Here is a 26,624-nt window from a genome sequence, read left to right as displayed (position 1 = left end):
AACCCTTATTGAACACGAGATGCAAGATAATTCCCGACGAGGATGCCTCCTGTGTCCTATTACATCAACTAAAATGGATCGTCGTTCATTCATGCAGTTTTGTTCTCATCAACAGATGTATAGGGTGAATCCAGAGACAACAGATACTGATATTTTTTCTGACAAACATCTCTTTAAATTTCGCGAATTCAAAAATAAGAATCCATCGGTTTGAAATTCAAGAAATTTGAGATAATTTGTAGTGGGTTGACAATCAGGATTTTAATAAATATGATTTTGCTATACGATTTTTGTCGTCTACGATTAGATGTCAAACGCCACTGCGGTTAAATTCTAATCACGATGCGACAACGGTGCAGTCGCGTAATCGATAAACTCGAATCGCAGTACCACAAGGCTGTAACCGCATCGGTTTTGTGTTTTTGATACTCTTTGGGATTGGAATTATTCGCAAAAGCATGGCGCATATCTGTCCAGATGCGACGAAAGGAATTGACTGGAAACGGTAATAATATTTTATAAAGTGAAAAGTGAAGAGGGTAATATAATTCATAGTTCACAATTCATAATTCACAATTAGGCTGCGCGCTGAGCAAGTTGATGCAACAAAAACGGTGGAAGGTTAATTGGGAAGAGGGAAGGGGGAAGAGGGAAGAGGGAAGAGGGAAGAGGGAGGAATATGCACTACGTGACAGTTGTATTACTCGTAATGTCGGATGAACCAACTTTTTGCCGTTACAGTAAAAGGTAAACAATGCTCTTATGGTTTAAGTTAAACACCATTTTCACAACGCCTTGCATCTCCAAGAAATGCAAGGTGTTGTGAATTTTGGTGTGATGTTACTGCCAAGAAGCTTTTCTGAAATTTACAGATGACGTTGTAGGAAATTTAAGACAAGTCGTTGATCTTCCAAATTGCATTCATGAGTCTGGTCAATGATATGTGTTTCGAGTTTTTGCGGTGCACCAGCGTCGCTCCACATTCTGCTCATGATACCATAAGCATCCTCTACACCGGGAATTTTAAATAGCTTATCTCTTGTACCGTTAATCATGAGCATGGCACGGGGTGCCGCGATTGAGGCAATATCAGGATAGTCCAAATAGTTTCGCAAATTCGGAATACAATTGGCAAACCCTCCATTCTCCTTCCGGCCGTATCGTGTGGTGAGTTGTGCAGCGGTGGTGGTCATCCAGCAAACAGATGCCGTTACCTTAATGCGATCGGTCAGTGCGGCCAGCATCCACGCCCGATAGGCACCCATTGAACATCCTGCTGCTGCTATACGCGTAGAGTCAACACAAGGTAGTGTAGCCAGGAAATCCGTTGCGGCCACGTCGTCATGATGCATAAAGGCACAGAGGTTCCGACCCAACATCATCATGTTACCGGCTATGATGTCGTATTTACTCCGGTCTGTTCCCTCACGCCTTCCCCGGTCGCCCCACAGGGGAGCATCCGTCGACATCACCACATATCCATGCTTTGCCAGGTAATCTCCCATATACTGTCCACCATACAACTGCTTTACCCAACGGTCAGCATCGTTTATCACAGCTGTGTCAGTGGCAAAGGGTCGTATCATCTTTTCCTTGCCGATATAGAGGTGTGCACCATGGTCGTGCAGCAAATTGACGGCTGGATGTTTGCCCTTACCATCAGGCACAAGTAGATATCCTTTGACTCTGTACCATTGTGTGAGCTGTATGGAAAACCGAATGGCCTGATAGCCATTGCGTTGCTCGCGAGCTTCAATTTGCATGTCATAATCAGCACTTCGAGGTGGCAACGGTCCCATACTTTCCCAGATTTGCCGGCGTGCAGCCTGCTTCCATGCTTTAAGGTCGCGAATGGGGAAGTTGCGCCAGGCTAAGGGATAAGTGAGCGACCGCTGAATAGAGTCCACATAAATTGGCATCTCCATATAGTATTCGTGTTCAGCTCGCTTCTGAGCCTGTATGCTGCCTGTCCATAGCAATAATAGTAGTAACAGGCTCAGTTTGTGTCTGCCATATTTTTTAACCATCATATCGATGCTATTTTTGATTTGCATATTTTCTCTTCCATTATTTCATCATGGGGGACAAGCCCTGAATGGTTATGAACCAAAAAGTGGATATGTCATTGCTGATATATCCACTTGATGTTATTCCACTGAAGCAGTGGCTATACTGTCTTTTCTTAGAAGAACAAGTAGCGATTATCTACAACCTTGGCCTTAATGAAGAGCTCATTCATGAAGTTTCCTGCATTTTGCATAGCTCTCTGGCGAAGTTTTTGTTCTTGCTGCTTGGCATCGAACTTAGCGGCGTTTTTAGTGCGCTTCATAACTAAGAATTGGTATACACCAGCCTGTCCCTTAACAGGACGAGCGCTGAATGCTCCTTGCTTGGTAGCGGCTACGGCTCCACTCAGTGCAGGTTCACTGGCACCGGTTGTCTGTATAAATACAGGGGCTGCAAATGTAACTTGATTGACCTCTGTTACTTGCGCACCCTTGGCCTTTGCGGCAGCAATGCTGTTGGCTGTCTTGGCTTTTGCAATCAACATGTCGGCCTTCTTGTCACGCATAACTTCCTGCTTAACAAGTTCTTTTACTTGTGCATCGTCAAGACCACGATAGCCTACAGGATGAATTTTGTCGCATATTACAATAAGCAAGTTATTGCCGTTATCACCGCATTCGTACATCTGGGAAACTTCACCTTCTTTAGCATCGAAGAGCCATTTCAATGCATCTCTGGTGGAGCGAATACCGGCCAAGTAGTGTTGTGCTGTTGTTACGTCTTTAGCCTCCTGCACGTTGTAACCATTCTTTGGAGCATTCTTTATGATGTCTTCCGGAGTCTGATTGGCGCTGGCAAATGAACTAAACTTGTTGAAAATGGTACCACGAGTCTCTTTGGAGTAGTCGATGGTTTTCTTAATAACAGCCGCAGTATATTTATTAATCATGTTCTTACGGTCTAAAACCTGAACAATAATATTGCCCTGTGGAAGGGAAATACTCTTCATTTGGTTTACACCCATGGTCATGAGGTCATAGAGATACTGCTTGGTATCTTTATCCATGGAGGGAGCAAACTCATACTGGCGTGTGGTCATCCATTGCTCTTGACCATCCTGTCCGTATTTTTTAGCAATAGCAGCGAAATCAGCACCTGCATTCAACGCATTGTAGATGGAGTCAGCACGCTTATGAGCCTCGTCGGGAGTGGTGCCGCCAACTTGGATGGCACGGAATTTCACAGAGTCGGGGAGTTGCTGCTTGGCAATGAGTTTAACAATGTTGAGTGTGTTGTCCTGTTTGTTTTCAACTGGACTTGAGGTTTGCCCTACCGACATCGAGTCGATTTTCTGTGCGATATCAGCGGGGAAAGCCTCTTTGCCAACAGGAATGCCCAGGTAGGGAATAGACGAAGTCGCCTTACGTACTACTTCCGATGGGTCTGCAGCCTCAGCAAGTTCTTTGGCATATCCTACGAACTGCTTTTGGAGTGCGGCCCGGTCGGCAGCAGAAGCATTGATCTGAACACTAACATACTTGATGTCTCTGCTCTCAACATACTGCTGGAAGCGCTTCTTTAACTCGCTGTACTTGTCTTTGAGTTCAGAATCTTTAATTTCAACTTTGGAATCTTCAATGCTGGAGTAGGGGTATGCTGCCAATTGAATCTGGCTTTCCTGATTCTCGTCCTCGAAGCTCTTCTTGGCCTCAATGGGATTAGAGAGGAAACAGTGGGCAAGCAGACCGTTGTATTTCTGAATCAGCAACTGCTGACGGAGCGATTTCTCTATAAACGTCCAATATTTGTAGATCGCCTGCATCTGTTCTGCAACCTGAGGGTTGGTGTTTTGCTGGGCTTTGTATTGTGCCAAGAATTGTTTGAGTTGGTTTGCATCGAAACGACCTGTCTGTTGATTGACAAACGGGGTGGACAAAAGCATCTGGTTGGTGCCCTCGTTAAGAACGTTTTGCATCTCCGCATCGGTAACGGTCAAGCCCAACTTGTCACATTCGTTCTCGATAATCTTGTATTGCACATAGCCTTGCCATACTTGGTCACGAAGCTGATTGAGTTGTGCATCGTTAAGGTTATCTTGCCCCATGAGTTTCATGGCTTCCTGAGATTCGTCTACAAGTTTTGCAAACTCTTCATAACTAATTTTGTCACCTAACACTTCACCGATTTGTTGGCGCTGGTTGTTGCGAGATGACTCACAAGAACGGAAGGCCTCCTCGGCAATGAAAGCAAAAAGGCCGATACCGATAATAACAATCAGTGTAATACCTCTGCTTCTGATTTTTCCTAATGCTGCCATTTGATTTAAATGATTATTTTATTTTTATTATTTCTATTTGAGATGCTTTTACATTACAAAAGGCGTACAAATTTACGAATTTATTAGCAAACATAGGCACAATTCGTAAAGAAATTGCAACAATGTCGACGTTATGGGATAATATGTAGTTTTACGAGCTCTATCTTGGTCATGGTGTTCTTGATAACCTTGAAATGATATTTGCCAATGGTAATTACTTCATTAAGTTTGGGAAAACTCTGATAGTGGTGCAAAATGAGTCCTCCCAAGGTCATGTAGTCATCGCTTTTTGGCAAGTCGAGGTCAAACATTTCGTTGATTTTGTCAATCTCCAATCGGGCTGAAAGGATATAGTTGCCGTCATCGGTTTTTTTTGCAACATAGTTGTCAATGTCGTGCTCGTCTTCTATATCACCAAATATCTCTTCGACAATATCTTCAAGAGAGATCAGGCCACTGGTTCCACCAAACTCGTCTACCACGATGCCAATACTCTTTTTTTGTTGCAGAAATATCCTCATGAGTTTTTGGGCTGCCATGGTTTCGGGCGCAAAGGGGAGTGTGCGGACATGATTTTGCCAATGTGTGGGTTTGTGGAACATTTCTTGTGTGTGAATATAACCCACGATATGGTCTATGTCTTCCTTGTAGACAATAATCTTGGATTTTCCGCTTTCTACAAATTTTTGGAGCAGTTCTTCGGAAGTGCAGTCCTCCATGTCGACCGCTTGTATTTCCGTACGCGGAATCATGCAGTCACGCACTCTGATATCGGGAAATTCCAATGCGTTTTGGAAAATTTTAACCTCGTCTTCAATGGATTTCTCATCGGAACTGTTATCCAAGGATGATTGTACCAGATAGTCGAGGTCTACTTTGGTAAATCCTTCCCCATCAGCATCCTGAGATAGATGTATACCGACGATTCGGAGGAGAATCTTGGACAGGAATGTAGCGAATTTGCTGATTGGCCAGAGTATGATGTAAAACATGTAGGCCAATGGGGCAAAGAAGGATAACAGAACATTTGGGTTGCTCTTGAAGAGTGTTTTGGGCAGAAACTCACCCGTGAACAGCACGACAAGGGTTGATAGAATGGTGTTGAGGGTAACCTGAACGCCCGGGTCGAATTCGGAGAACAGGGTGTTGTTAAAAAGGCGAGCAAAAAGAATACCGTACAGCACAAGCACAATGTTGTTGCCCACAAGCATGGTGGACACAAAACCGTTGGCATGCTTGTAAAAGAATGAGATGAGCTTTTGGGAAGTGTTGTTCTTGTCTTTTCCCATCTCAACAAGCATCCTGTTACTCGAGATGAAAGCGATTTCCATGCCTGAGAAAAAGGCACTGAAAATCATGGTGATGAGTATTCCGATGATAAGTGATGGTGAAATCTGTTCCACGATGAATACTTTTAATGGCTTGAACTGCGAACAGGAGTGGCCTGTTGTCGTTGTTGCTTTTGTATACTGTCTTGGGCGATGCGTGCAGAGTCCGTCAGGCTACTCTGTCCGTCCATGTCTGCTCGTTCGAAAGATCCTTTAGAATTGGACACATAATAGTGGGTCATCTTCTCGTCGGAACGGAAGTAGGTGCCTTGCAAAGTGCGATCTGGCGTGATCAGCGATGAGAAAACGTTGGAGTAGAGCTCATGTTTCACCTCATCCCAGAACAGCTGTTGGCTTCTGAACTTGAGCCCGTCCTTGGTGAGGATGCGCACTCGCGAACGCAATTCCCACAAGCGGAGCTGGTCGAAATAGTAGGCGGTGTCGCATTGGATATAGGCATGCACATGGAACTTTTCATCAAATTGAGTCAGAAAGAGTCCTTTGTCAAATATCCATCGCGAGGGATTCCTTGCTTGGTTAACTTCCCAGCGTTCGGTTACGATACGGTATTTGATGATGCCGGAGTCAGAAATCAGCGTATTGACACCCCAGGTGGTCATGATGGCCACAGAGTCTTGCTCCCGAATTGCCCCGGCAGTGTGCTCCACCTGTTCCTCGCAAGACAATAGGAGGATGGCAGAGAGCATCCCTATTATATAATGTGGAGGTTTCAATGGATTCGACAGATTATTGCAGTTTCCACTTGGCAAACCATCGCTCATTAAAGGTGAGACCTATATTGATTCGGAATGTGTTGTCGGTGATCAGGTTCTTGGCAGACTGCTGCACCCATTGAGCACTGATGTTCAGGATGGAACGGTTGTTGTAGCCATTGACGATGGGAATTCCAAATCCAAGAGTCGCACTGATTTCCTTGGGTCCATCCTGTCCATTAATATAGTAATAAGGTGTAGCATATGAGACACCCGCACGGTAAAGCATGCGGCCTGCAAAACTTCGGCCGTTCGGTCTCGGGCATGCTTCAGCACCTATGGTAACCTTATGGCGGTTTTTATACATACCTTTTTGCATGGTATAAGATGCCTTGCCGTCGGTTGTTTTGTTATAGGTGGGGCTTTCTATATCTGCCCATTTTTGCAAGTTGTAGTCTGCCCCCAACTTGAACGTGTTGTTGTGGTTAAACATGAGGCCTGCGCCCAAGGTGGTGGGAATCTCTAATTCGAGCTTGTTGCCGTCTGCACTTTTATAAGTGACGGTGTCAGCTACGTTGGTCTGCGCGTTGGTTGAGATTAATTCCAGTTCGGGCTTTCCCCCTATTTTATGCCCCATACCATAGGAAAGTCCCAGCGTCATCCTGTTTTTCTCAGACAGGCGGGCAGTGTATTGGACACCGAAGTCAATTTTATAACTACGTACATCTGCAGTATATCGCTTAGCCAGCGAGTTGGCATACACGTCGCTGTAGGTGTTTGTCATGGTTCGGTTGTAACTTCCGAATAGGTAGCTTCCGTTGACTCCCAATGCAAACCCACGGAACGGCTCCCATCCCACGCCGAGGTATGTTTGATGAAGCCCACCCTCTCCTTTGTACGAAGTGACAGCAAGAGTGTTGTTGGCGTCATTTACTTTCTGTGTCGTCGAGTAGGAGTAACCAATGTTGGTAAAGGGGATGACGCCAAAGCTTATGCCAACATGTTTGAAGGCACGGAATCCTGCAACCAAATATTCAAAGCTGGCGTTCTTGGCATTGAGCTTGTTCGACCCTTCTTCAAAATGAGTATATTGTCCGGATATGCCCGCATCGAATATAAAAGAGAGGCTGTCAATCGACGAGTACGAAGCCGGATTCTGGTAGTTAATCTGGTTACCATCATGAAATCCCATGGCCACTCCGCTCATTCCACGGTTGAAGCCGGCGCCCTGGTCAGACAAAAGTCCCAAACCAAACTGACTGTATGGTGAATTGGTGCCGCCTTGGGCAATAGCGTCCTGAGCTAATGCAACCAGTAAAAAAGCACCCACAATATTTCTATTCATTTTGAGAATATTTCGTTTAAATTCCGTATCCGACTTGCTTTTATAAAGTCAACTGCAAAAGTATTGAAAAAAAACGAAACAAAAGCACGATAAGTGGAAATAATAAGGTATTTTTGCATCGTGAAACGTTTCAGTCGTCTTTTAACAACACTATGCCTTGTTGTTTTTCTTTCCTTAACAGCGGGTGCTCATGCCAACAATGTTGTTTCTCAGCAGCAGGATTGGGATCGCGTGGAGATTAGCTTGCTGACGTGTTCTCCCGGAACAGAGGTCTGGAGTTTGTATGGACATACGGCTATCAGGGTTCAGGATAGGAGAACTCAGGAAGACTTTGTTGTTAATTACGGCATTTTTAACTTCAATCAGGAGTATTTTATTTTGCGTTTCGTCTTCGGCCTCACCGATTACGAGATGGGCATTGTTCCTTATCAAATATTTTTACAGGACTATGCCAGTCAAGGACGGAGCATTGTGCAACAGCGTCTGCATCTTATGCCCGAGGAGAAGGCTTCCGTCGTGCAAGCCCTGATAGAGAATTACAGACCGGAGAACCGTGTGTACAGATATAATTACTTCTACGACAACTGTACGACAAGAGCCCGGGATATGCTCGTGAATCATCTTATTGGAAAGGTGAAGTATGATGTTGATACCAAGGCAACGAGCTCCTACCGGGAGATGATTCATCAGTGGACAGAACAGCATCGGTGGGCACGTTTTGGCAATGACCTTTTGCTGGGTGTTGGCGCTGATCAAGACATCGACTTTGCCCAGCAGCAATTCTTGCCCAATAACCTGCAGACTGACTTTGGTTACGCCAGGGTGATTCAGACTAATGGCAGTTCATATGCCTTGGTCGACTCAACCTCTGAAATCTTACGTGCCAATCCCGCCAACGCCAAGTTGCAGGAGAGCTTGTGGGATCGCCTCTCGCCCCGTCTTCTTTTTTTTCTCGTGGCACTCCTTGTGCTGTTTGTCACGGCCTTTGAATTCATTCGCAGGAAAACGTTTTGGATGCTTGACGTTGCCTTACTTGTACTCGACGGTCTGGCAGGTGTCATCCTTTTGGCCATGATTTTTTCCCAACATCCTACAGTGAGCTTCAATTTACAGATTCTATTGCTGAATCCCCTGTCTCTCTGTTTTGTGTATCCTGTTGCTAGTCAGGCACAACGGGGTGGCTGTCATTGGTATTGGAATCTGTTGGGAATTTGTATTTTCTTGTTTTTTTTCGGTGGTTTCTTCCAGCATTACGCAGAGGGAATGACCATCCTGGGGTCAGTCTTGCTGATAAGGGTTCTGGCCAATGTGTTCATATATAAACAGTTGACAGCAACCAAATGAGGTATTTAGCATTTATATTAGCGGCAATCACATCAGCCGAGATGCAGGCCTATCAGCTTGCGCCTCGTCTTGTCGTTAATATCACAATCGACCAGCTCCGTACCGATTACATCGACGCTTTCACACCGCTGTACACTTCGGGTGGATTCCGTCGCATCATGCGTGACGGTTTGGTCTACGATGGAGCCGGATATCCATTTTCACCGGTCGATCGAGCCTCGGCTACCGCCACCCTGTCCACTGGAACCACTCCATATTATAATGGCATTATATCCAGCTGGTGGCTTGATCGCGAAACGTTGCAGTCCGTTTTTTGTGTGGACAGCAACAAGGATGCGGGTTCTCCTCGTCGACTGAAGACTTCGACCGTAGGTGATGAACTGAAAATTAGTACGGGTGGATCAGCGGTGGTCTATTCGTTTGCTGCCAGTCGCGAATGCGCTATTTTGGCTGCCGGCCATGCTGCCGATGGAGCGTTCTGGTTAGATAAAAAACAAGTCTGGCAAGGGTCTTCCTATTATTCAACATTCCCTGATTGGCTCAAGGCTCACAATCACTTGTATTCCGTGTCTGCCACTGAGGGAAATTCCAACAATGCAGTGGTCGACGCTTCTCTCCAAGCCGTATCGGCTGCTGCCATGGGCAAGGATGATATCTCAGACATGCTCTATGTCACACTCTCGGCAACCAAAGGCGACGGTACGCCGGTGAAGCATTGGCAGACCGAGATGGAAAGCGTGTACATGCAGCTTGACAACAGCTTGGAACGACTGATCAGTGGAATCGAACAGCGACTTAGCCTTGATAAGGTGCTGTTCGTGCTTACGTCGACGGGCTATACGGATGAAAGTGCTGTCGATTTAGACAAATACCGAATACCCACAGGCACATTCTTCATTAATCGGACAGCCAATCTGCTGAATATGTACCTCGGGGCTATCTACGGCCAAGGACGATATGTGGAACAGGTCTTTGACAACCAGATGTATCTCAACCACAAGTTGATCGAGCAGAAACGGGTTGCCATATCCGAAGTGCTGAGTCGTAGTCGCGAGTTTCTCATACAGAATGCCGGCGTGGCAGATGTGTACACCAGTGACCGACTCTTGGATGGCAATGACGACATTTTAAAAATTAGAAATGGTTTTAATCCCACCATCAGTGGTGACATTATTATTGAGGTAACCCCGGGATGGAAACTCCTCAACGAAGATACACAGCAAACCTACACAAGTCGTGCTGGCTTCATGCCTTTCCCCATCGTTTTCATGGGCACAGGCATCAAGCCCGGACGAGTGTCCACGAAGGTTACGGTCGATTGTATTGCTCCGACCATAGCCAAGTCTATTCGAATACGGGCTCCGAATGCCTGCAATGCCAGTCCTTTATTCTGACGACGGTTCGTACAGAATCAGGAAATGGCAGCCTTGTTTTTATTTAATTCTTCGCTTAGTTAATGAAAATGAGGCAATTCAATTCGTTTTAGCTTAATATATCGGAATCTTTTTCGTAATTTTGCATCCTATAATAGCGTAGCAACAAATAATAATAAATATGAATTTTAATAAAATACTTACATCACTGTTCGGCAACAAGTCCAGCCGAGACATGAAGCTGATTCAGCCGTTGGTTGAAAAAGTGAAAGAGGCTTATCCAGACATCGAGAAACTGAGTAACGACGAACTGCGCGCCAAGAGTCAGGAAATCCGTCAATATGTGCAGAATGCAGCCAAGCCCTATCTTGACAGGATAGAAGAGCTTAAAGCGCAAATTGAGGAAACGCCAATCGATGAGCGCGAGCCTATCTTTGCCGAAATCGACAAGCAAGACAAGGACATGCTTGAGGTACTTGAGAAGGCACTCAACGAGGTTACTCCCGTAGCCTATAGCATTGTCAAGGATACGGCCCGTCGTTTCGCGGAGAATGATGATATTGTTGTCACGGCAACTGATTTCGACCGTGAACTGGCAGGCAATCCTGCCAACGATTTCATCACGATCGATGGTGACCAGGCGATTTATCACAATGAATGGACTGCCGGGGGTAACAAGATCAAATGGGATATGGTGCACTACGATGTGCAGATTTTCGGTGGCATCGCCCTTCACCAGGGTAAAATTGCCGAGATGGCAACGGGTGAGGGTAAAACGCTTGTCGCCACATTGCCGGTATTCCTCAATGCCCTTACAGGCAACGGTGTGCACATGGTGACCGTGAATGACTATTTGGCCAAGCGTGACTCGGAATGGATGGGTCCCTTGTATGAGTTCCACGGACTCTCGGTCGATTGTATTGACAAGCATCAGCCCAACTCTGAAGAGCGCCGTAAGGCCTACCAGGCTGACATTACTTTTGGTACGAATAATGAGTTTGGTTTTGATTATTTGCGCGACAACATGGCACATTCTCCCAAGGATCTGGTGCAGCGCCGTCATAACTTTGCCATTGTCGATGAGGTCGACTCGGTGCTGATCGATGATGCCCGTACTCCGCTTATCATCTCTGGCCCCATCCCGAAGGGTGACGACCAGTTGTACGAGGACTATCAACCCTTGGTGGAGCGTCTCTATGAAGTTCAACGCAAACAGGCTACGGAACTCCTGGCTGATGCCCGACAGAAAATCGCGGAAGGTCGCGAGAAGAAAGACCAAAATATTCTTGACGAGGGTTTCCTCAGTCTTTACCGCTCCTACAAGGCTCTGCCCAAGAACAAGGCGCTCATTAAGTTTCTGTCCGAGGACGGCATCAAATCGGGGATGCAAAAGACCGAAGAGATCTACATGGAAAATAACAACCGTTTGATGCCCAAGGCCATCGAGCCGCTTTATTTCGTTGTCGACGAGAAGCTTAACAGTGCAGACCTCACCGACAAGGGTACCGACTGGTTGGCCAAGCAGGTGAACGACAAAAATCTCTTTGTGCTTCCTGATATAGCCGGACAGCTTTCGGCTCTCGAAAACGAGACTGAGCTCACCGACCAGGAACGGCTCGACAAGAAAGACGACTTGATGAACCACTATGCTGTGCAGAGTGATCGTGTACACACCCTTCAGCAGTTGCTCAAGGCCTACACCATGTTCAATAAAGATGATGAATATGTTGTGATCAACGGTGAGGTGAAAATTGTGGACGAACAAACCGGACGTATCATGGAGGGACGCCGTTGGAGCGACGGATTGCATCAGGCTGTTGAGGCCAAGGAACATGTTCGCGTCGAGGCGGCCACACAGACCTATGCCACCATCACGTTGCAGAACTATTTCCGCATGTACCACAAGCTTGCTGGTATGACAGGTACGGCCAGCACCGAAGCAGGCGAGTTTTGGGATATCTACAAACTTGATGTTGTGGAGATTCCGACCAACAAACCTATTTTGCGTCACGACCTTGAGGACCGCGTCTATAAAACCAATCGCGAGAAATATCGTGCCGTTATCGAGGAAATCGACGAAATGCGCAAACAGGGTCGTCCCTGCTTGGTTGGTACCACTTCTGTGGAGATATCAGAGCTTCTTTCCAAAATGCTTACCATGCGTAAGATCAACCACCAGGTGCTCAATGCCAAGTTGCACCAGAAAGAGGCACAGGTTGTGGCAGGAGCAGGTCAGTCAACCAATGGGCTGGGCGCGGTGACCATTGCAACCAACATGGCTGGTCGAGGTACCGACATCAAACTCAGTCCCGAAGTCAAAGAGGCCGGAGGACTGGCCATTATCGGTACAACGCGCCACGAGAGCCGACGAGTAGACCGGCAGTTGCGTGGACGTGCCGGGCGTCAGGGTGACCCTGGGTCATCCGTGTTCTACGTCTCGCTGGAAGACGACCTGATGCGTAAGTTTGGTAGCGAGCGCATTGCGAAAGTGATGGACCGCCTTGGCTTTGAGGACGGCGAGCGTATCGAGAGCTCGATGATTTCCAAGAGCATCGAAAGGGCTCAGAAGAAAGTCGAAGAGAACAACTTTGGTATTCGTAAGCACTTGCTGGAATACGACGACGTGATGAATAAGCAGCGCACCGTTATTTATGAGAAGCGCCGCCACGCATTGATGGGTGAACGCATCGGCATGGATATTTCCAACGTCATCTGGGATCGTGTGGTGAATATCATCGAATCCAACGATTACGAGCATGTGAAGGCTGGCTTCTTCGAAGTGTTGTCCATGGAGGTTCCGTTCAACCAAGACGAGTTCGAGAACGGCACCAAGGCAGAACTCGAAGAGCGCGCTTTTCAAAGTGCCATGGCTGCTTTCAAGCGCAAGACCGATCGCATTCAGAGCGATGCTTTCCCTGTGATCAAAGAGGTGTATGAGAATCAGGGTGACACGTATCAATATATCATCGTGCCTATCACAGACGGTCGTCAGGTGGCCCAGCTCCGTATCAATTTGAAAGAAGCATACGAGAGTGAGGGTAAGAATATCGTGAAGGAATTCGAAAAGTTTGTCATGCTCAATATCATTGACGACAACTGGAAAGAAAATCTGCGCCAGTTAGATGAGCTTCGCCACAGTGTTCAGAACGCCTCGTATGAACAGAAAGACCCACTGCTGATTTTCAAGCTTGAAAGTGCCAAGTTGTGGGACAGCATGATCGATGATATGAACAATCGCATGGCCAGCTTCCTGATGCGTGGACAGATCCCTGTTCAAGTACACGAGCAACCGGTACAGGAAGCAGCTCCTGAGGATCAACCTGCTCAGCGCTACCATGAACAGAAGGATGATTTCGATGAAATACAGGAGAACCAGCGTTCTGCAGCGAGCCATGACACCCGTGAAAATGCGCAGCAGCGACATCAGCCGATTATTCGTGAGAAGATGCCACGCCCTAACGACCCTTGTCCATGTGGCAGTGGCAAGAAGTTCAAGAATTGTCACGGCAAGGGACTTCGCTAAAATCTTGATCAGAATATCATAAAAAGGAGACACGGCAATCGAAACATGGCCGTGTCTCTTTTTATTTTGCACGCTAGGTATGAGCCATGTCTATGCCTACTTTATTATACACCGTTATCTTATTTCCAATGGGTGTCATTGTTTACGGAACTAATGATTTTGCGTATGTAAAATATATATAATAATTTGTAAAAGGAAAAGAATTGGTAAGTAAATTTCATAATTTTGCACAAAATAAAATGTTGTGAATATAACATCAATACAAAAACACAAATCAAAAGAATATGAATAAAAAACGGATAACAACGAAGTGTGAATACGTAAGTCCATCCATCGAGGTCATCAACGTAGTAGATATGAATACCCTGCTGGCCGGAAGTCCTTTTCTTGATAATGGACATGAACCTGGTGAACCCGATCTTAATCCTCTCGAAGAGGAATCGTTGTATGAGGACAACCCTGAAATGCTTTATTAGTAATAACCATTTTTCTTTATTGATTTTTATATAATTTAAATAGATGAAAGCAAAATTATTTATCTCATTTGCAGCTTGCGTGGCTGCATCTGTGCTGATGAGTAGCTGTTCTAATGAAGAGAGCACACCTACTAACGATCAGCTTACTGCCTTTACAGGTGGTATCTTAACAGAGGCTCCTATGGAGCGTGTACAGATTGGTACAACTGAAATTTCAACAGTAGTTCCTGGTTTCCTCACTCGTACTTCTATGGATCGAAGCAAAATCGGTGGTCAAGGAGCCTTCCTTTGGGAGCCTGGCGACAAGATCTTTGTAGAGGACGATAATAATAAGTTACAAAAGAGTCAGAATGATGTCGCTGCGTCAGCACCTCGTACAACATTCTTATTAGGTGGTTCTTACACCACTAAGGGTCAATACGATGTGTACTATTGTGGCACGAATACCAATGCTGGTGCAAAGAAAGTTGTTATCGCTGGCAATCAGACTCAAGAAGCCTTTAACAATACCAAGCATTTTGGTGCCGCTGGCGATTGCGGTACAGCAACGGCAACGAAGGTTACAGCTGCAGGTAAGAGCGGTTATAGTTTCAACTTGAAGCACAAGGCATCTTATCTTTGCTTCCTTCCCTTTATGTCTTCTCAGGAGGATCGCGCAAACTATAAGATCAAAAGTATAGAGATAACCTCTAAAGAAACCAATATCTCTGGTACTTATGATCTTAGTCAAGATGGTCTTTCCGGTACAGGTGATGCAAAAACTATTACACTGAAGGTAGGTACTGATGGCCTTGTGCTTGCCGATCAAACTGTAAACGCAGAAAGTATTACGAATTCACTTTATGTAGTGATAGCTCCTGGCACCCATAGGTTGAACGTGAAATTCACAGTCTTCGACACAAAGAATAAAAAGGAATTAACACTGATCAAACACTATAAAACACATGCCTTTGATGCCAATAAGATTTGTGATATTCCCGTTAGTCTTGGTTATGCAGATTTTAACGCTGGTCATGACGGTACCGATGGCTCTTATGAATTAGAAGATACCGACGTTGCTTTTTATTACACCGGTCACGAATATTATGCGTGGGATGCTGAAGAGAACTATTGGTCTGGTCACGAGTGGGACGCTACTGGGGACAAGATTGACGTTTGGCAGCCAACAATTGAATATGGATCTAACTCAAATTTTCCGGATAAAACTGGTCCTCGTTCTTGTCACGCTGGTAAGACTATTGAGCCAGCTACCGAAAACCCTCTCTTTGTCGATAAGCTTCCTAATGTTAATGAAATGACTTGGTACGTAATGAAGGGTGATGCGCATTGGGATGAAAGTACTCGGTGGTCAGTTTTCGGTAGGATTTACAGAGGTGGTATATGGTTGAAGAAGCTCAGCGTTATCGCTAAAGAAAACAATAAGAATCTTGCCGACTTCAAGGAGTCAGCTTCCGACGGTACCGATTGGCGTACAATTTCCAAAGAAGACGGCGTTACTGCTAAAAAAGGCAAGCCTAAGAATAGTGAGATTGATGATTACTTTTTCCTCCCTGCGTTGGGCTATTACGAACTTAGTACATTATTAGGGTTGGGTACCTTCACATACTATTGGACGTCCACTGGTGACGTAAAACACGGAATATACGCGCAGGCCTACAGCCTGGCATTCTATTTAGATGAAGAGACAAACGAGATAAAGGTGGACGTGGGCCCCATACAGCGTAAATACGGGTGTGTAGCGATGCCGTTCAAGTAGTCTCCTCCTCCCGATAGTTGTATTTTGAGCGGGCTCTTTCAAAGAGCCCGCTCATATTTTACCGCCTTTTGCGATCGATTTTTTAATTTTACTCAAGCAATAAGAACATGTTGTTTTCTTCTGTTTTCTCTCTGTAAGTGTCTGATGCAGTTGGCATCTATCTACATCGTGAAGGATGTTTTGAAAAGCTAATGAGCGCAGTGCGCCATTTATAGACGGGCTTACAGATGGATAGAACCGACGAAAAAAAGAAGACAAAAACAGCTGTCAGCTTCGAGAATTTGAAAATGGAAATTAGGTGAGGTTGAAAATGCAGAAAATGATGAGTTTTCTGTAACGGGCTTGAGGATAGTATGATAGGATGATTGAAAATTGTTTTCGGATTCAGAGTTTTTCAAACAGTGTGCGGTTACTATCTAACGACGGTGCGATTGGGCTTTCGTCGTCCTGCCGGTCGGCTCTTTACGTGTTGCGGTTAGACCTGAACCGTCATGCGAATCAGGCTTCTTGGGTCGTTTTTTGAGACTTTTTGACCGTTCGGACGTGAATTACTGGGAAAAACATGGCGCTTTTCATTCTGGAAGGATTCGTTTTCCGAGACGTTTTTTGGTGAAGTATTCTTGACAAACCGAGAGCTTACCAATGGCGGAACAACTCAAAACCGAACTTGCAACCGAATACACGGTTGCCCTTGCCGTTACTGACAAACATTCCGCATGAGAATAGTCGGGTGGTGAATCCGTAGCCCACTTCCACGTAAGGATGGATGTTCTTCACGTCGAGTATGGACAGATAGATGCGCTCCATCTCCATGAAATGGCCAAGTTTGGGAATCCAACTGAGCAAGAGTAGGGGACTCTCGTAGGTGACGTTGGAGCGAATGTAGTATTCAGAAGTGTTATAGGTGTCACTACGCAGCAGTTCGAACTCACCGCTCCAATCGTCGTTCCATCCACCGGGAAGATTGTTTTCCTGAAAGTTTTCATAGTTCAGGAAGTAGGCTCTTTTATCCTTCCAGGTGTAGAAACCAGTGCCGACACGCATCTGTACGGACTTGAGCTTGTGTAGTCGGTGAATGTATTCTGCGTTGAATTCTAATCGTTCATAGGCCGTGTTCGATTTAAAAACACTCCGGATGCTCCGGTCATAGTCGGCGGTAAACGTGGGACCGTTCCACCCCCACGGCCTGACTTGGATCTGGACGAGCGGAGCAAACGACCGATAAACCCATTGGTAGCCCAAGGCTTCGAAAGCCGCCTTGTTCACGGCTACGCGTTTTTGGTAGAGCGCACCGAATTGCAGACCCACATAATCGGACAGCTCGTAGTTGGTCATCAGGCGTATATCGGTTTGCTTGAACTCGTTGAGCAAGTCGAAGCTGGGCAGGTTCATGCCGGTGGTGTCGGGAATTTCCTTTTCCACGTCGCGTCTTACCGATAGGCTGCCAATGTGGTTGCCATTACCTATCTCTAACTTGATGAATCCGTTTCGACGCTTGTTATAATACAGAAAGACGGGTATGCGATAGTAGAACTGTTTTTGTTTGAACGCATAGCCGGCCTTCAAGCGTGACGACAACTCGCTGTTGCTGCTGAATTGGTAGGCAAACCGCAGGTCGAATTTATAGGTGAATCCGCGGCGGTGGTCGTAACCCATGTAGAGAGGGTTAAGAATGGGGTTGAGGCGGATGTATCCCTGGTTGTTCATGCCGAAATTGGTTTTCACGCGATTGAGCAGATTGTCGCCTATCATGTCCCACATCACCTTCTTCACCCAATTGTTCTTGCGCGTTTGTCCGTTGCTGGCGGCCCGTGCCGAGTCGCGGTCGCGCTGCTTGGCAAACATGGCCTTGTAGAGATTTTCAGAGTATTGGTCGAGAGTGTCCGGGCGCACGAAGCACATTTTCTCGTAGTCGTTTTCGTCTTCAATGCTGTCGGTCAGCATCTGCGGCAGGTTGTAATAGGCGACATAGCTGCCCGTCACCTTGCTACGAATGAATCGGAAGCGCGTGCGCAGGTTGCATTTTTCGGGCAAGAGTGTTTGGTAGCCTTTCCGACCCATGTAGAGCGTGAGCCAGAAGTTGACCATGTCATATTCACCTGCAAACGAGCACTTCAGGATTTGTCCGGTTACGGGGTCGGCCAGTGCATCGCCTGTAACAAGTTGCGTGTTGTTGCGTTTGGGCTTATAGGTGATGTGTATGGTTCCTTCCCGAAGCGTGTCGGCGGTGTAGTGGTAGAACTTCCGGTTCTTGCGGTTGAATGGTGAAAGGAGGTAGTCTTCGATGACCGTTTCGTTGTAGATATAGGGGGTTAGGTATTTGACGACGGCCTTCATGGTGTGCCAGCGGTGTGGGACGGTGGTGATGCGGAGCTGCTGTTTGGCTTCATAATCGCCAAAATGGCGTATGGTGATGCGGCTGTAGGTTTCGCCTACATATTCCCGCTGACCGCTGTGGGCAATGGCGTAGACCGATGGTACGAGCAGGAGCGTGGGGTTTTTGCGTTCTACGTTCAACTTGAAGCGTGTGTATGAATAGGTGGTATTACCGCTGGCCATGGAGGTGTCGACGGTGGAAGCGTATTGGTAGATGCGTTGAATAATGTCCGGGCGAGGCGATTCGTCTGCCGTGGCCGGCAGAAAAACACTTAAGGTCAGGCATGCTATGAAAAGGCTTCGCTTCATTGTATTACTCGACTCCAGATAGGGGTGCGTTGACAAATGCGATACAATATTCGTAAAATTTATTGATATATGCAAGAAAACAAACGGTAAAATGGTGGCGGGGCGGGAATGGGGATGGCAGAGATGACTTGTGGTGGGACTGCCGACAAATAAAAATCCACAAAACGCAGGAACGTTTTGTGGATTGGATGGGACGATGTCCGGCAGGTTGCCATCGTCAGAAAACAGGTTGACGCTACTACTACCGACTTAGTAGGCACGCGCAATGATGACGCGGTGTTTGGCAGGCTTTCCGCTCACCATGTCAACACCTTCGGTCTGGTCTATGCCGAAGGGCACACAGCGGATGGTGGCCTGAGTGTCTTCCTTGATTTTGGCCTCAGTCTCGGCTGTGCCGTCCCAATGGCAGAGGAAGAAGCCGCCGTCCTTGATACGTTCCTTGAACTCGTCGTAGTCTTCGCATTCGTAGATGTGTTCGTCGCGATATTTGCGTGCTTTCTCGAAGATGCCGTTCTGGATGTCGTCGAGCATGGTCTGCACACGTTCCACAATGCCATCGAAAGAAACATTTTCTTTTTCAAGCGTGTCGCGCCGCATGATTTCGATGGTGCCGTTTTCCAGATCGCGGGCACCCATCACTAATCGCACGGGTACGCCCTTCAGCTCGTAGTCGGCAAACTTGAAGCCGGGACGCTTGTTGTCGGAGTCGTCATATTTCACGCTGATGCCCAGTGAGGCAAACTTGTCAATGACGGGTTTGAGCTTGGCCGAAATGGCTTCGAGCTGCTCGTTGTTCCGGCTGATGGGAATGATGACCACCTGGATAGGGGCGAGCTTGGGGGGAAGCACCAAGCCGTTGTCATCGGAGTGAACCATAATGAGGGCACCCATCAGTCGGGTGGAAACACCCCAGCTTGTTGCCCAGACATATTCGGGTTTGTTATCTTTATTCAGGAAGGTTACGTCGAAACTCTTGGCAAAGTTTTGCCCTAAGAAATGGCTCGTACCGCTCTGCAGAGCTTTGCCATCCTGCATCATCGCCTCGATGGTATAGGTGTCGAGTGCGCCGGCAAAGCGCTCGGTCTCGCTCTTTACCCCCTGAACAACAGGTACGCCCATCCATTTTTCGGCAAAATCGGCATACACCTTGAGCATTTTCCGGGCTTCTTCCTGAGCCTCCTGTTCTGTGGCATGGGCGGTGTGCCCCTCTTGCCATAGGAACTCTGAGGTGCGTAGGAAGGGACGCGTGCGCATTTCCCAGCGCATGACGTTGCACCATTGGTTGCAGAGGATAGGGAGATCGCGGTACGACTGAATCCAATTCTTGTACGTGTTCCAAATCATCGTCTCGGAGGTTGGGCGGATAATGAGTTCTTCCTCAAGCTTGGCCTCGGGGTCTACCTCGATGCCCTTGCCGTCTTCAGTGCCCTTGAGGCGGTAGTGAGTTACCACGGCGCTCTCCTTGGCAAAGCCTGCAACGTGCTCGGCCTCTTTGGCAAAGAAGCTCTTGGGGATGAGCAAGGGGAAGTAAGCGTTTTGTACACCGGTAGCCTTGAACATGCCATCGAGGGCAGCCTGCATCTTTTCCCAGATGGCATAGCCGTAGGGTTTGATAATCATGCATCCGCGAACGGGTGAGGTTTCGGCAAGGTCTGCCTTCATGACCAAGTCGTTATACCACTGACTGTAGTTGTCAGCGCGCTTGGTTAAATCTTTCAATTCTTTAGCCATTTTATCTTTTTATCTTGATGTTTGATCTTGTTTGTAGGGAAAATCCTATCATCAAGTAGGAGTTTCCCGTTGCAACGACGTGACGTTTTGCTTAATTTTGTCGCAAAGTTACTAAAAAAAACGAGGATAATAAGGTTTCCTTACAAAAAAGAATTATCTTTGCAGATAGACAATTACATATATAAAGACGATTATGAAAAGTTTTAAAATTGCAACAATGGGGTTGTGTATGCTTGCTGTTTGCAGCTGCTCAACGAAGCAAGGTACCGGTACATTGATCGGTACGGGTGCAGGAACAGTGCTTGGTGGAATTATCGGTAAGATTTCAGGAAATACGGCTGTTGGTGCAGCTATTGGCGGTGCCGTTGGTGCCGGGACGGGTGCACTCATCGGTAAGCACATGGATAAGGTGGCCGCAGAGACTGCTGCCCAGGTGAAGAATGCCAAGGTGGAGGAAGTGACCGATGCCAACGGACTGAAGGCCGTGAAGGTGACGTTCGATTCCGGTATCCTGTTTGATCTCAACCAGGCGACTTTGAATTCTTCCAGCAAGAAGGAGCTGGCTAAGTTTTCGAATGTGTTGAAGGAAAATTCGAGCTGCCACGTAGACATTTATGGCTATACCGACCGTTCGGGCAACGATGCCATTAATGTGCCCCTGAGCCAGAAGCGCGCACAGAGCGTGGCCAACTATTTGTCTTCGTGCGGTGTGAGCAACACACAGATGCAGAACGTTGTAGGCAAGGGTAGCCAGGATGAAATCGAGAACAAGAGAGTATCTAAGGTGAACCGCCGCGTGGAGGTGTATCTCTATGCATCTCAGGCTATGATCGACGCTGCCAACGCCGGTACGCTGAATTAATCAAAACATACGATAAAAAAATCAACAGGGGATGTGGGTATAAGACCGACATCCCCCTTTTGGCATGAAAATACTGAGGAATTTCGTTAGGTGGACACTGTGCCTTTTCTTTGCTTCAACGATATTGGCGGTGGTAGCCTATCGGTTTGTTCCTGTTTACCTCACACCGTTGATGGTCATTCGGTGTGTGGAGAACGGCAACCTTACCCTGCATCACCGTTGGGTTCCGCTTGAAGAAATGACACCACACATGCCTGTGGCAGTGATGGCAGGTGAGGATTCGCGCTTCCTGTTGCACCATGGGTTTGATTTCGATGCGATTGGAACCGCCGCCAAGCGGAATTTGAAGAATGGGAGAGGAAAAAAATACGGAGCCAGCACCATCAGCCAGCAAACTGCAAAAAATGTGTTTCTCTGGCCAGGACGCTCGTGGGTGAGAAAGGGTTTTGAGGCATATTTCACGGCTTTGATAGAGTTAGCCTGGAGTAAGCAGCGCATCATGGAAGTTTATCTCAACTCCATAGAGATGGGCGACGGCATCTATGGGCTTGAGGCCTGTGCAACGTATAACTTTGGAAAATCGGCGCGTGACTTAACCCGGAAGGAATGTGCGCTGATTGCAGCCACGCTGCCTAACCCCAGACGATACTCGTCGAAGACTCCCAGTGCGTACATGCACTTGCGTCAACGGCAGATTATGGCTAACATGCGATTTATTCCTTCTTTCCCCAAGGAGGGCGAAGACTATGATCCTCGTACAGCTGTGGGGAATACTTATCAATAAAATGACAAGAAGGGAGATGTGAGGACGAGGAAGTCATGTCATGGAATCATGGTTTGGAAAAGATGTCCTCTATAACCAAAAATACGATATACAATGCAAACAGAACAGGAATTCCTTGCCCAACTCAATGACAGTCAGCGGGAAGCCGTGGAATATTGCGACGGACCACAGCTGGTCATCGCGGGGGCGGGAGCCGGGAAAACGCGTGTGCTTACCTATAAAATAGCCTGGCTCCTGGAACATCATGGCATGAAGCCATGGAATATACTGGCGCTGACATTTACCAATAAGGCGGCTAAGGAGATGAAACAGCGCATTGGACAGTTGGTGGGTATGGAGCGGGCGCGATACCTGCAGATGGGAACGTTTCACTCTGTCTTTGCAAAGATACTACGTATGGAGGCGCGGAACGTAGGTTATGGGTCTGACTTCACCATATACGATGAGATGGATTCACGGTCGCTCATCAAGAATATTGTTAAGGCGATGGGGTTAGACGATAAATGTTATAAACCTGCTGCTGTTCATTCTGCTATTTCGATGGCAAAGAATAGGCTTTGTATGCCGAGCCAATATGCTGAAGATGGAGACCAGAGAAGCCGTGACCGACATCGGAACATGCCCGAAACCTATAAAGTTTATGCAGAATATCAGCAGAGACTGCGACAGGCCAATGCGATGGATTTTGATGACTTGCTGACGGTTACCTACCGAATGTTGAAAAATGATGAGGCTATTCGGAAGAAGTATGTTGGGCAGTTCCAATATGTTTTGGTGGACGAGTATCAAGATACCAACTTTGCCCAACAGCAGATTGTGACGTTGCTGACCAAGGAGCAACAGCGAATTTGTGTTGTGGGAGATGATTATCAGAGTATTTATGCATTTCGCGGGGCGAAAATCGACAATATACTGAATTTTAATAAGATATATCCCGGAGCGAAGTTGTTTAAGCTGGAGCAGAATTATCGCTCCACACAGCTCATCGTGGCAGCTGCTAACTCATTGATGAAGCACAATTCGAGACAGATTCTCAAAGATGTGTACAGTAAGAATGAGAAGGGAGAAAAAGTGACCGTTTTTGAGACTGTTTCAGATAAGCGGGAGGCCGCAATGGTGTGTCAGGAAATCAAGCGCATCAAAAAAGAGGAAAGTTGCCGATGGAGTGACTTTGCTATCTTGTATCGTACCAATGCACAAAGTCGAACGTTTGAGGATGAAATGCGCAAGCCCGAAGTGGGAATGGGAAATTGCTACCGCATTCATGGGGGCTTGAGTTTCTATCAACGCAAGGAGATCAAGGACATCATTGCTTATTTTCGATTGGTTGTTAACCCCAGTGATGAGGAAGCTTTTCGCCGAATAATCAATTACCCTGCACGGGGAATCGGTAATACGACCTTGCAAAAGATTATAGCTGCCGCCCAGCAACATCAAGTAAGCTTATGGGAAGTAGTTTGTAATCCGCATGTTTATCAATTGGATGTGAACAAGGGTACGTTGAGCAAACTCTCGTCGTTTCAAGCACTGATAGAAGGATTTATAACGAAAAGTAAAACGTCTGACGCTCTTACATTGGGAAATGAGATCATTGAACAGTCGGGTATTAAGGCCGATTTGATTTCTGACAAAAGTCCGGAGGGAGACAGCCGGAGGGAGAATGTGGATGCGCTGGTGTCGGGAATTGCTGACTTTGTACAAGGACAGCGCGAGGATGACCAAGCAGAATATGCAGGACTTGCCGATTATCTTTCGACAGTTTCGCTGATGACCGATGTGGATTCTGATGATGGTAACGGTGATAAACTGACGCTGATGACGATTCATTCGGCCAAAGGGCTGGAGTTTCCAACCGTTTTTGTTGTCGGAATGGAGGAGAATATATTCCCGAGTATCATGTCATCGGGTACGCCAAGGGAGTTGGAGGAAGAACGCAGACTACTTTATGTGGCCATCACGCGAGCAGAAAAGCATTGCTATCTCACTTGGTCGCACTCGCGATGGCTTTATGGGAAGATGGATGCTTTTGTGAATCCAAGTCGCTTTCTCAATGATATAGACCCCAAGTATATGACGGTTCGAACTGAGGGTAGACGTATGTCTGGTCGTTGGTTTGACGATGATGATGAGGACATTTGTCGTCCGTGGGATGAGGATGTTGAGTTAAACCAGCCGTATGCCAGGTCAAGGCAGTGGGGTGGTGGATTCAGCCGAAGGAGTGATAGGCTACAAAATTCACGTCCAGTGGCGGGTCAGTTTATGGCCGATCCTAAGCCTAAAGAAACGGCTTCTCGCCGTCCCGAACAGGCTATTAATCCTTTTTCGCCAGCATTTGAGGAGAGATTGAAGCAGAGTGGGAGATGGAAACGCGTGTCAAAAGCCATGACTAACGGCGGTAGGACAGCGCCTACCGAGAATCGATCGTTGGGAAACTTGTCTTCACAGGGTATTCATACGTCTACCCAGACTCCTTCCGGACTGAAAGAAGGAAATATCATTGAACACCATCGCTTCGGCAGAGGCACGGTGATTAACGTTGAAGGGACGGGCGAGAATGCAAAGGCCACAGTAGAATTTGATGCTACAGGAAGGAAGCAACTGCTGTTGAAATTTGCCCGATTTGATATTGTGGAATAAATGCTGAACCCAATGCAAAGCCTCTCTGAAATTCATTTGTATGGAGATTTCAGAGAGGCATTGTGGTATTTGTAATTTTAAAGGCTTTCGTCAACGGGTCTTTCGAGTTGACGTTTTACTCTTGGCATCCGTTTTTTATTCTTTAGCCAAGCCGCCTTTCGTATTTCATAGTCTTGCCTATGCTTTTCCAGGAAATTGTCCGCCATTACTTAAACCTGCTGTATATGACGCTAATTTTAATAGGACTGTTTTTTTCGGTTCCTTTCATTAGGCGCGTGCTGGTCAGCGACATCTCGTTGCTCAACTTGGTAATGGTGGTTGTTGTCCCTGATCCAGTAGCCGATGAAGTCTTTGTGGTTGCAAGAGCCACAGGAACCAAGACTACTTTGTTCCAATTCTCGGACTTGCCCTTATTGTTGTTCATGGCTGCAATGAGCCCAGCAATATTATTAAATGTATAGCTGTTGTCTTTCGCATGCGTGGGATCCTTGTATGCCCACGTTGCGAGATATGATGTTTTGTTGTTATACAACTTGTTTTGCTCAAAGAAAGAATAGAGCGAATCCTTTGGCACCATCAGTATGTTCTGGGGCACATTCAAGGCATATTTGCTATCCACCTTGTTGTTCAGACGTGGTATGATTATTTTAGCTGATACGATGGAATCATTGGTGTGCTCCTGCATAATTTCGTTTACAGGAAGTGTCAGTTCTGTGAAAATACCAGCCGGCGTCTTCAGATAGGTGCAACTTTCATCGGCAACAAGCTTGTCAATGGTTTGAGGATCATTGATAATATTAGACGTTTGGAGCACTTCTTCCGTACCCCAGAATACGGCCACTTGCCGATATACCGTGTCTCGATACATCTTGATCGCCTTGCCACTTGTAGAGTCTACGTATGCATATTTGGTTTTGAACTTGAAATAAACATTCAGTTGCGAGGACGTGATGTCAGCCATATTGCCTAATCCGCTCTTTAACTTGAAGTAGAATCCCGGCACTACATGGTTTCTGAATGTCAGTGCATTCTTGAAGTATGAGGAGTTGTCATAGTACTTTTGAAGTATGTATGACCCATAGTTCGTGTACGATTTATTGTTTCTATCGGTGTATTTATCATTGAGCTTGAGCGTGATATACGTCTTGTATGCCATGCTGTCCCGCTCATTTTTCGATATGTTGTAGTCTGTAAGGTTGTACACTTTGTCAAGGTGGATGCCGTTGTCCCTGATATAACCCTTCTCTATGGGGTCAAAGTTGCTGTAGTACAATCGGTTCTCATTCATCGGCTTGTCCATCTCGTAAGCCGTGATCTTCATGTTTTGCTTATCGTCCCCGTAGTAATTCTTGACAAAAAGTCTAAGCTCGCAGGAGTCGGCCATGATTATTCCCTTGTTTCCATAGGTCGGTTTCCCATCGGAATCGTATGTAACTAAATGGTCGAGCGGAGGGAAGACATCAAAGCCTTCGACATTATTGAACTGCGCCATGAAGTTACCGGTGACGTATGCACCCGTCTCCGGATCTCTCACTTTACCGAGATGTCCGGTAACATTGCGAGACAATACCGAATCAGCTTTTATAGACTGGCTTACTACATCGAACGTAGCAGCCTGAACGGAAACGCCATCGTTGCTTTGGGTCAGTGATGCACCTATGTTGTCAGTTGTATCATCGCATGCCATAAAGGCGAAACAGACGAGAGCTATGCTCACAAGAAGCTTTGAGTTCATGTACGAGG

The 26,624-nt window shown here is 46.7% G+C and carries 18 protein-coding genes; 9 read left to right on the top strand and 9 right to left on the bottom strand.

The features are described from left to right. Positions 1–214 (top strand): hypothetical protein (locus tag HMPREF0645_RS13970; RefSeq protein WP_245544012.1); only part of this gene is annotated, 214 nt, incomplete at its 5' end. 652 nt (positions 215–866) lie between these two features. On the opposite strand, the gene HMPREF0645_RS07065 is transcribed toward HMPREF0645_RS13970, so the two are convergent. From HMPREF0645_RS07065 to HMPREF0645_RS07045, 5 genes are all read right to left on the bottom strand, one after another. Beyond that, on the bottom strand, positions 867–2,030 hold the full coding sequence (locus HMPREF0645_RS07065) for an alpha/beta hydrolase family protein (protein WP_245544011.1): 1,164 nt from the start codon (positions 2,028–2,030) through the stop codon (positions 867–869). Between the two features lie 152 nt (positions 2,031–2,182). Beyond that, complete coding sequence (locus HMPREF0645_RS07060; protein WP_007174244.1) at positions 2,183–4,324, bottom strand: peptidylprolyl isomerase; 2,142 nt, start codon at positions 4,322–4,324, stop codon at positions 2,183–2,185. A gap of 131 nt (positions 4,325–4,455) precedes the next feature. After that, positions 4,456–5,730, bottom strand: a complete 1,275-nt coding sequence (locus HMPREF0645_RS07055; protein WP_272866895.1) for a hemolysin family protein — start codon at positions 5,728–5,730, stop codon at positions 4,456–4,458. 8 nt (positions 5,731–5,738) lie between these two features. Then, complete coding sequence (locus HMPREF0645_RS07050) at positions 5,739–6,359, bottom strand: LptA/OstA family protein (RefSeq protein ID WP_007174242.1); 621 nt, start codon at positions 6,357–6,359, stop codon at positions 5,739–5,741. A 40-nt stretch (positions 6,360–6,399) separates the two neighbouring features. Then, positions 6,400–7,710 carry a BamG family beta-barrel-assembly machinery protein gene (locus HMPREF0645_RS07045; RefSeq protein WP_007174241.1) on the bottom strand — a complete coding sequence of 437 codons (1,311 nt, stop codon included), beginning with the start codon at positions 7,708–7,710 and terminating at the stop codon, positions 6,400–6,402. Between the two features lie 120 nt (positions 7,711–7,830). Between HMPREF0645_RS07045 and HMPREF0645_RS07040 the strand changes: the two genes are divergently transcribed. From HMPREF0645_RS07040 to HMPREF0645_RS07020, 5 genes are all read left to right on the top strand, one after another. Further along, positions 7,831–9,054 (top strand): Lnb N-terminal periplasmic domain-containing protein, encoded by a 1,224-nt coding sequence (locus HMPREF0645_RS07040; protein WP_044123359.1) that lies wholly within the window; start codon positions 7,831–7,833, stop codon positions 9,052–9,054. Continuing rightward, the gene (locus HMPREF0645_RS07035) at positions 9,051–10,448 is read left to right on the top strand and encodes an alkaline phosphatase family protein (RefSeq protein ID WP_007174238.1); all 1,398 of its coding nucleotides are present in this window, start codon (positions 9,051–9,053) and stop codon (positions 10,446–10,448) included. Before HMPREF0645_RS07040 ends, HMPREF0645_RS07035 begins: the two co-directional genes overlap by 4 nt. A gap of 160 nt (positions 10,449–10,608) precedes the next feature. Then, positions 10,609–13,950, top strand: coding sequence for a preprotein translocase subunit SecA (gene secA, locus HMPREF0645_RS07030; protein ID WP_007174237.1), 3,342 nt, complete (start codon positions 10,609–10,611; stop codon positions 13,948–13,950). A gap of 284 nt (positions 13,951–14,234) precedes the next feature. Next, the gene (locus HMPREF0645_RS07025) at positions 14,235–14,426 is read left to right on the top strand and encodes a hypothetical protein (RefSeq protein ID WP_044123358.1); all 192 of its coding nucleotides are present in this window, start codon (positions 14,235–14,237) and stop codon (positions 14,424–14,426) included. 43 nt (positions 14,427–14,469) lie between these two features. Then, positions 14,470–16,182 carry a fimbrillin family protein gene (locus HMPREF0645_RS07020; RefSeq protein WP_044123357.1) on the top strand — a complete coding sequence of 571 codons (1,713 nt, stop codon included), beginning with the start codon at positions 14,470–14,472 and terminating at the stop codon, positions 16,180–16,182. Between the two features lie 636 nt (positions 16,183–16,818). On the opposite strand, the gene HMPREF0645_RS07015 is transcribed toward HMPREF0645_RS07020, so the two are convergent. Then, entirely contained in the window at positions 16,819–18,867 is a 2,049-nt protein-coding gene (locus HMPREF0645_RS07015; protein ID WP_007174234.1) for a DUF5686 family protein, read from the bottom strand. Between the two features lie 249 nt (positions 18,868–19,116). Next, positions 19,117–20,598: a proline--tRNA ligase gene (proS, locus tag HMPREF0645_RS07010; RefSeq protein WP_007174233.1), complete on the bottom strand. Its 1,482-nt coding sequence runs from the start codon at positions 20,596–20,598 to the stop codon at positions 19,117–19,119. 193 nt (positions 20,599–20,791) lie between these two features. Between proS and HMPREF0645_RS07005 the strand changes: the two genes are divergently transcribed. The 3 genes from HMPREF0645_RS07005 (at position 20,792) to HMPREF0645_RS06995 (ending at position 24,881) form a co-directional block, all read left to right on the top strand. After that, positions 20,792–21,460 (top strand): OmpA family protein, encoded by a 669-nt coding sequence (locus HMPREF0645_RS07005; RefSeq protein ID WP_007174232.1) that lies wholly within the window; start codon positions 20,792–20,794, stop codon positions 21,458–21,460. 64 nt (positions 21,461–21,524) lie between these two features. After that, a complete protein-coding gene (gene mtgA / locus HMPREF0645_RS07000; RefSeq protein ID WP_007174231.1) occupies positions 21,525–22,244 on the top strand; it encodes a monofunctional biosynthetic peptidoglycan transglycosylase in 720 nt (239 codons plus the stop codon). A 93-nt stretch (positions 22,245–22,337) separates the two neighbouring features. After that, on the top strand, positions 22,338–24,881 hold the full coding sequence (locus HMPREF0645_RS06995; RefSeq protein WP_007174230.1) for an ATP-dependent helicase: 2,544 nt from the start codon (positions 22,338–22,340) through the stop codon (positions 24,879–24,881). A 77-nt stretch (positions 24,882–24,958) separates the two neighbouring features. On the opposite strand, the gene HMPREF0645_RS14210 is transcribed toward HMPREF0645_RS06995, so the two are convergent. Both HMPREF0645_RS14210 and HMPREF0645_RS06985 read right to left on the bottom strand, forming a co-directional pair. Beyond that, positions 24,959–25,087 carry a hypothetical protein gene (locus HMPREF0645_RS14210; RefSeq protein ID WP_007174229.1) on the bottom strand — a complete coding sequence of 43 codons (129 nt, stop codon included), beginning with the start codon at positions 25,085–25,087 and terminating at the stop codon, positions 24,959–24,961. Then, positions 25,087–26,616 carry a DUF4270 domain-containing protein gene (locus tag HMPREF0645_RS06985; protein WP_007174228.1) on the bottom strand — a complete coding sequence of 510 codons (1,530 nt, stop codon included), beginning with the start codon at positions 26,614–26,616 and terminating at the stop codon, positions 25,087–25,089. Before HMPREF0645_RS06985 ends, HMPREF0645_RS14210 begins: the two co-directional genes overlap by 1 nt. Between the last annotated feature and the right edge of the window lie 8 nt (positions 26,617–26,624).

The sequence above is a fragment of the Hallella bergensis DSM 17361 genome (genome assembly GCF_000160535.1).
Taxonomy (GTDB): Bacteria; Bacteroidota; Bacteroidia; order Bacteroidales; family Bacteroidaceae; genus Prevotella; species Prevotella bergensis.
This window is presented reverse-complemented; position numbering and strand designations above follow the sequence as displayed.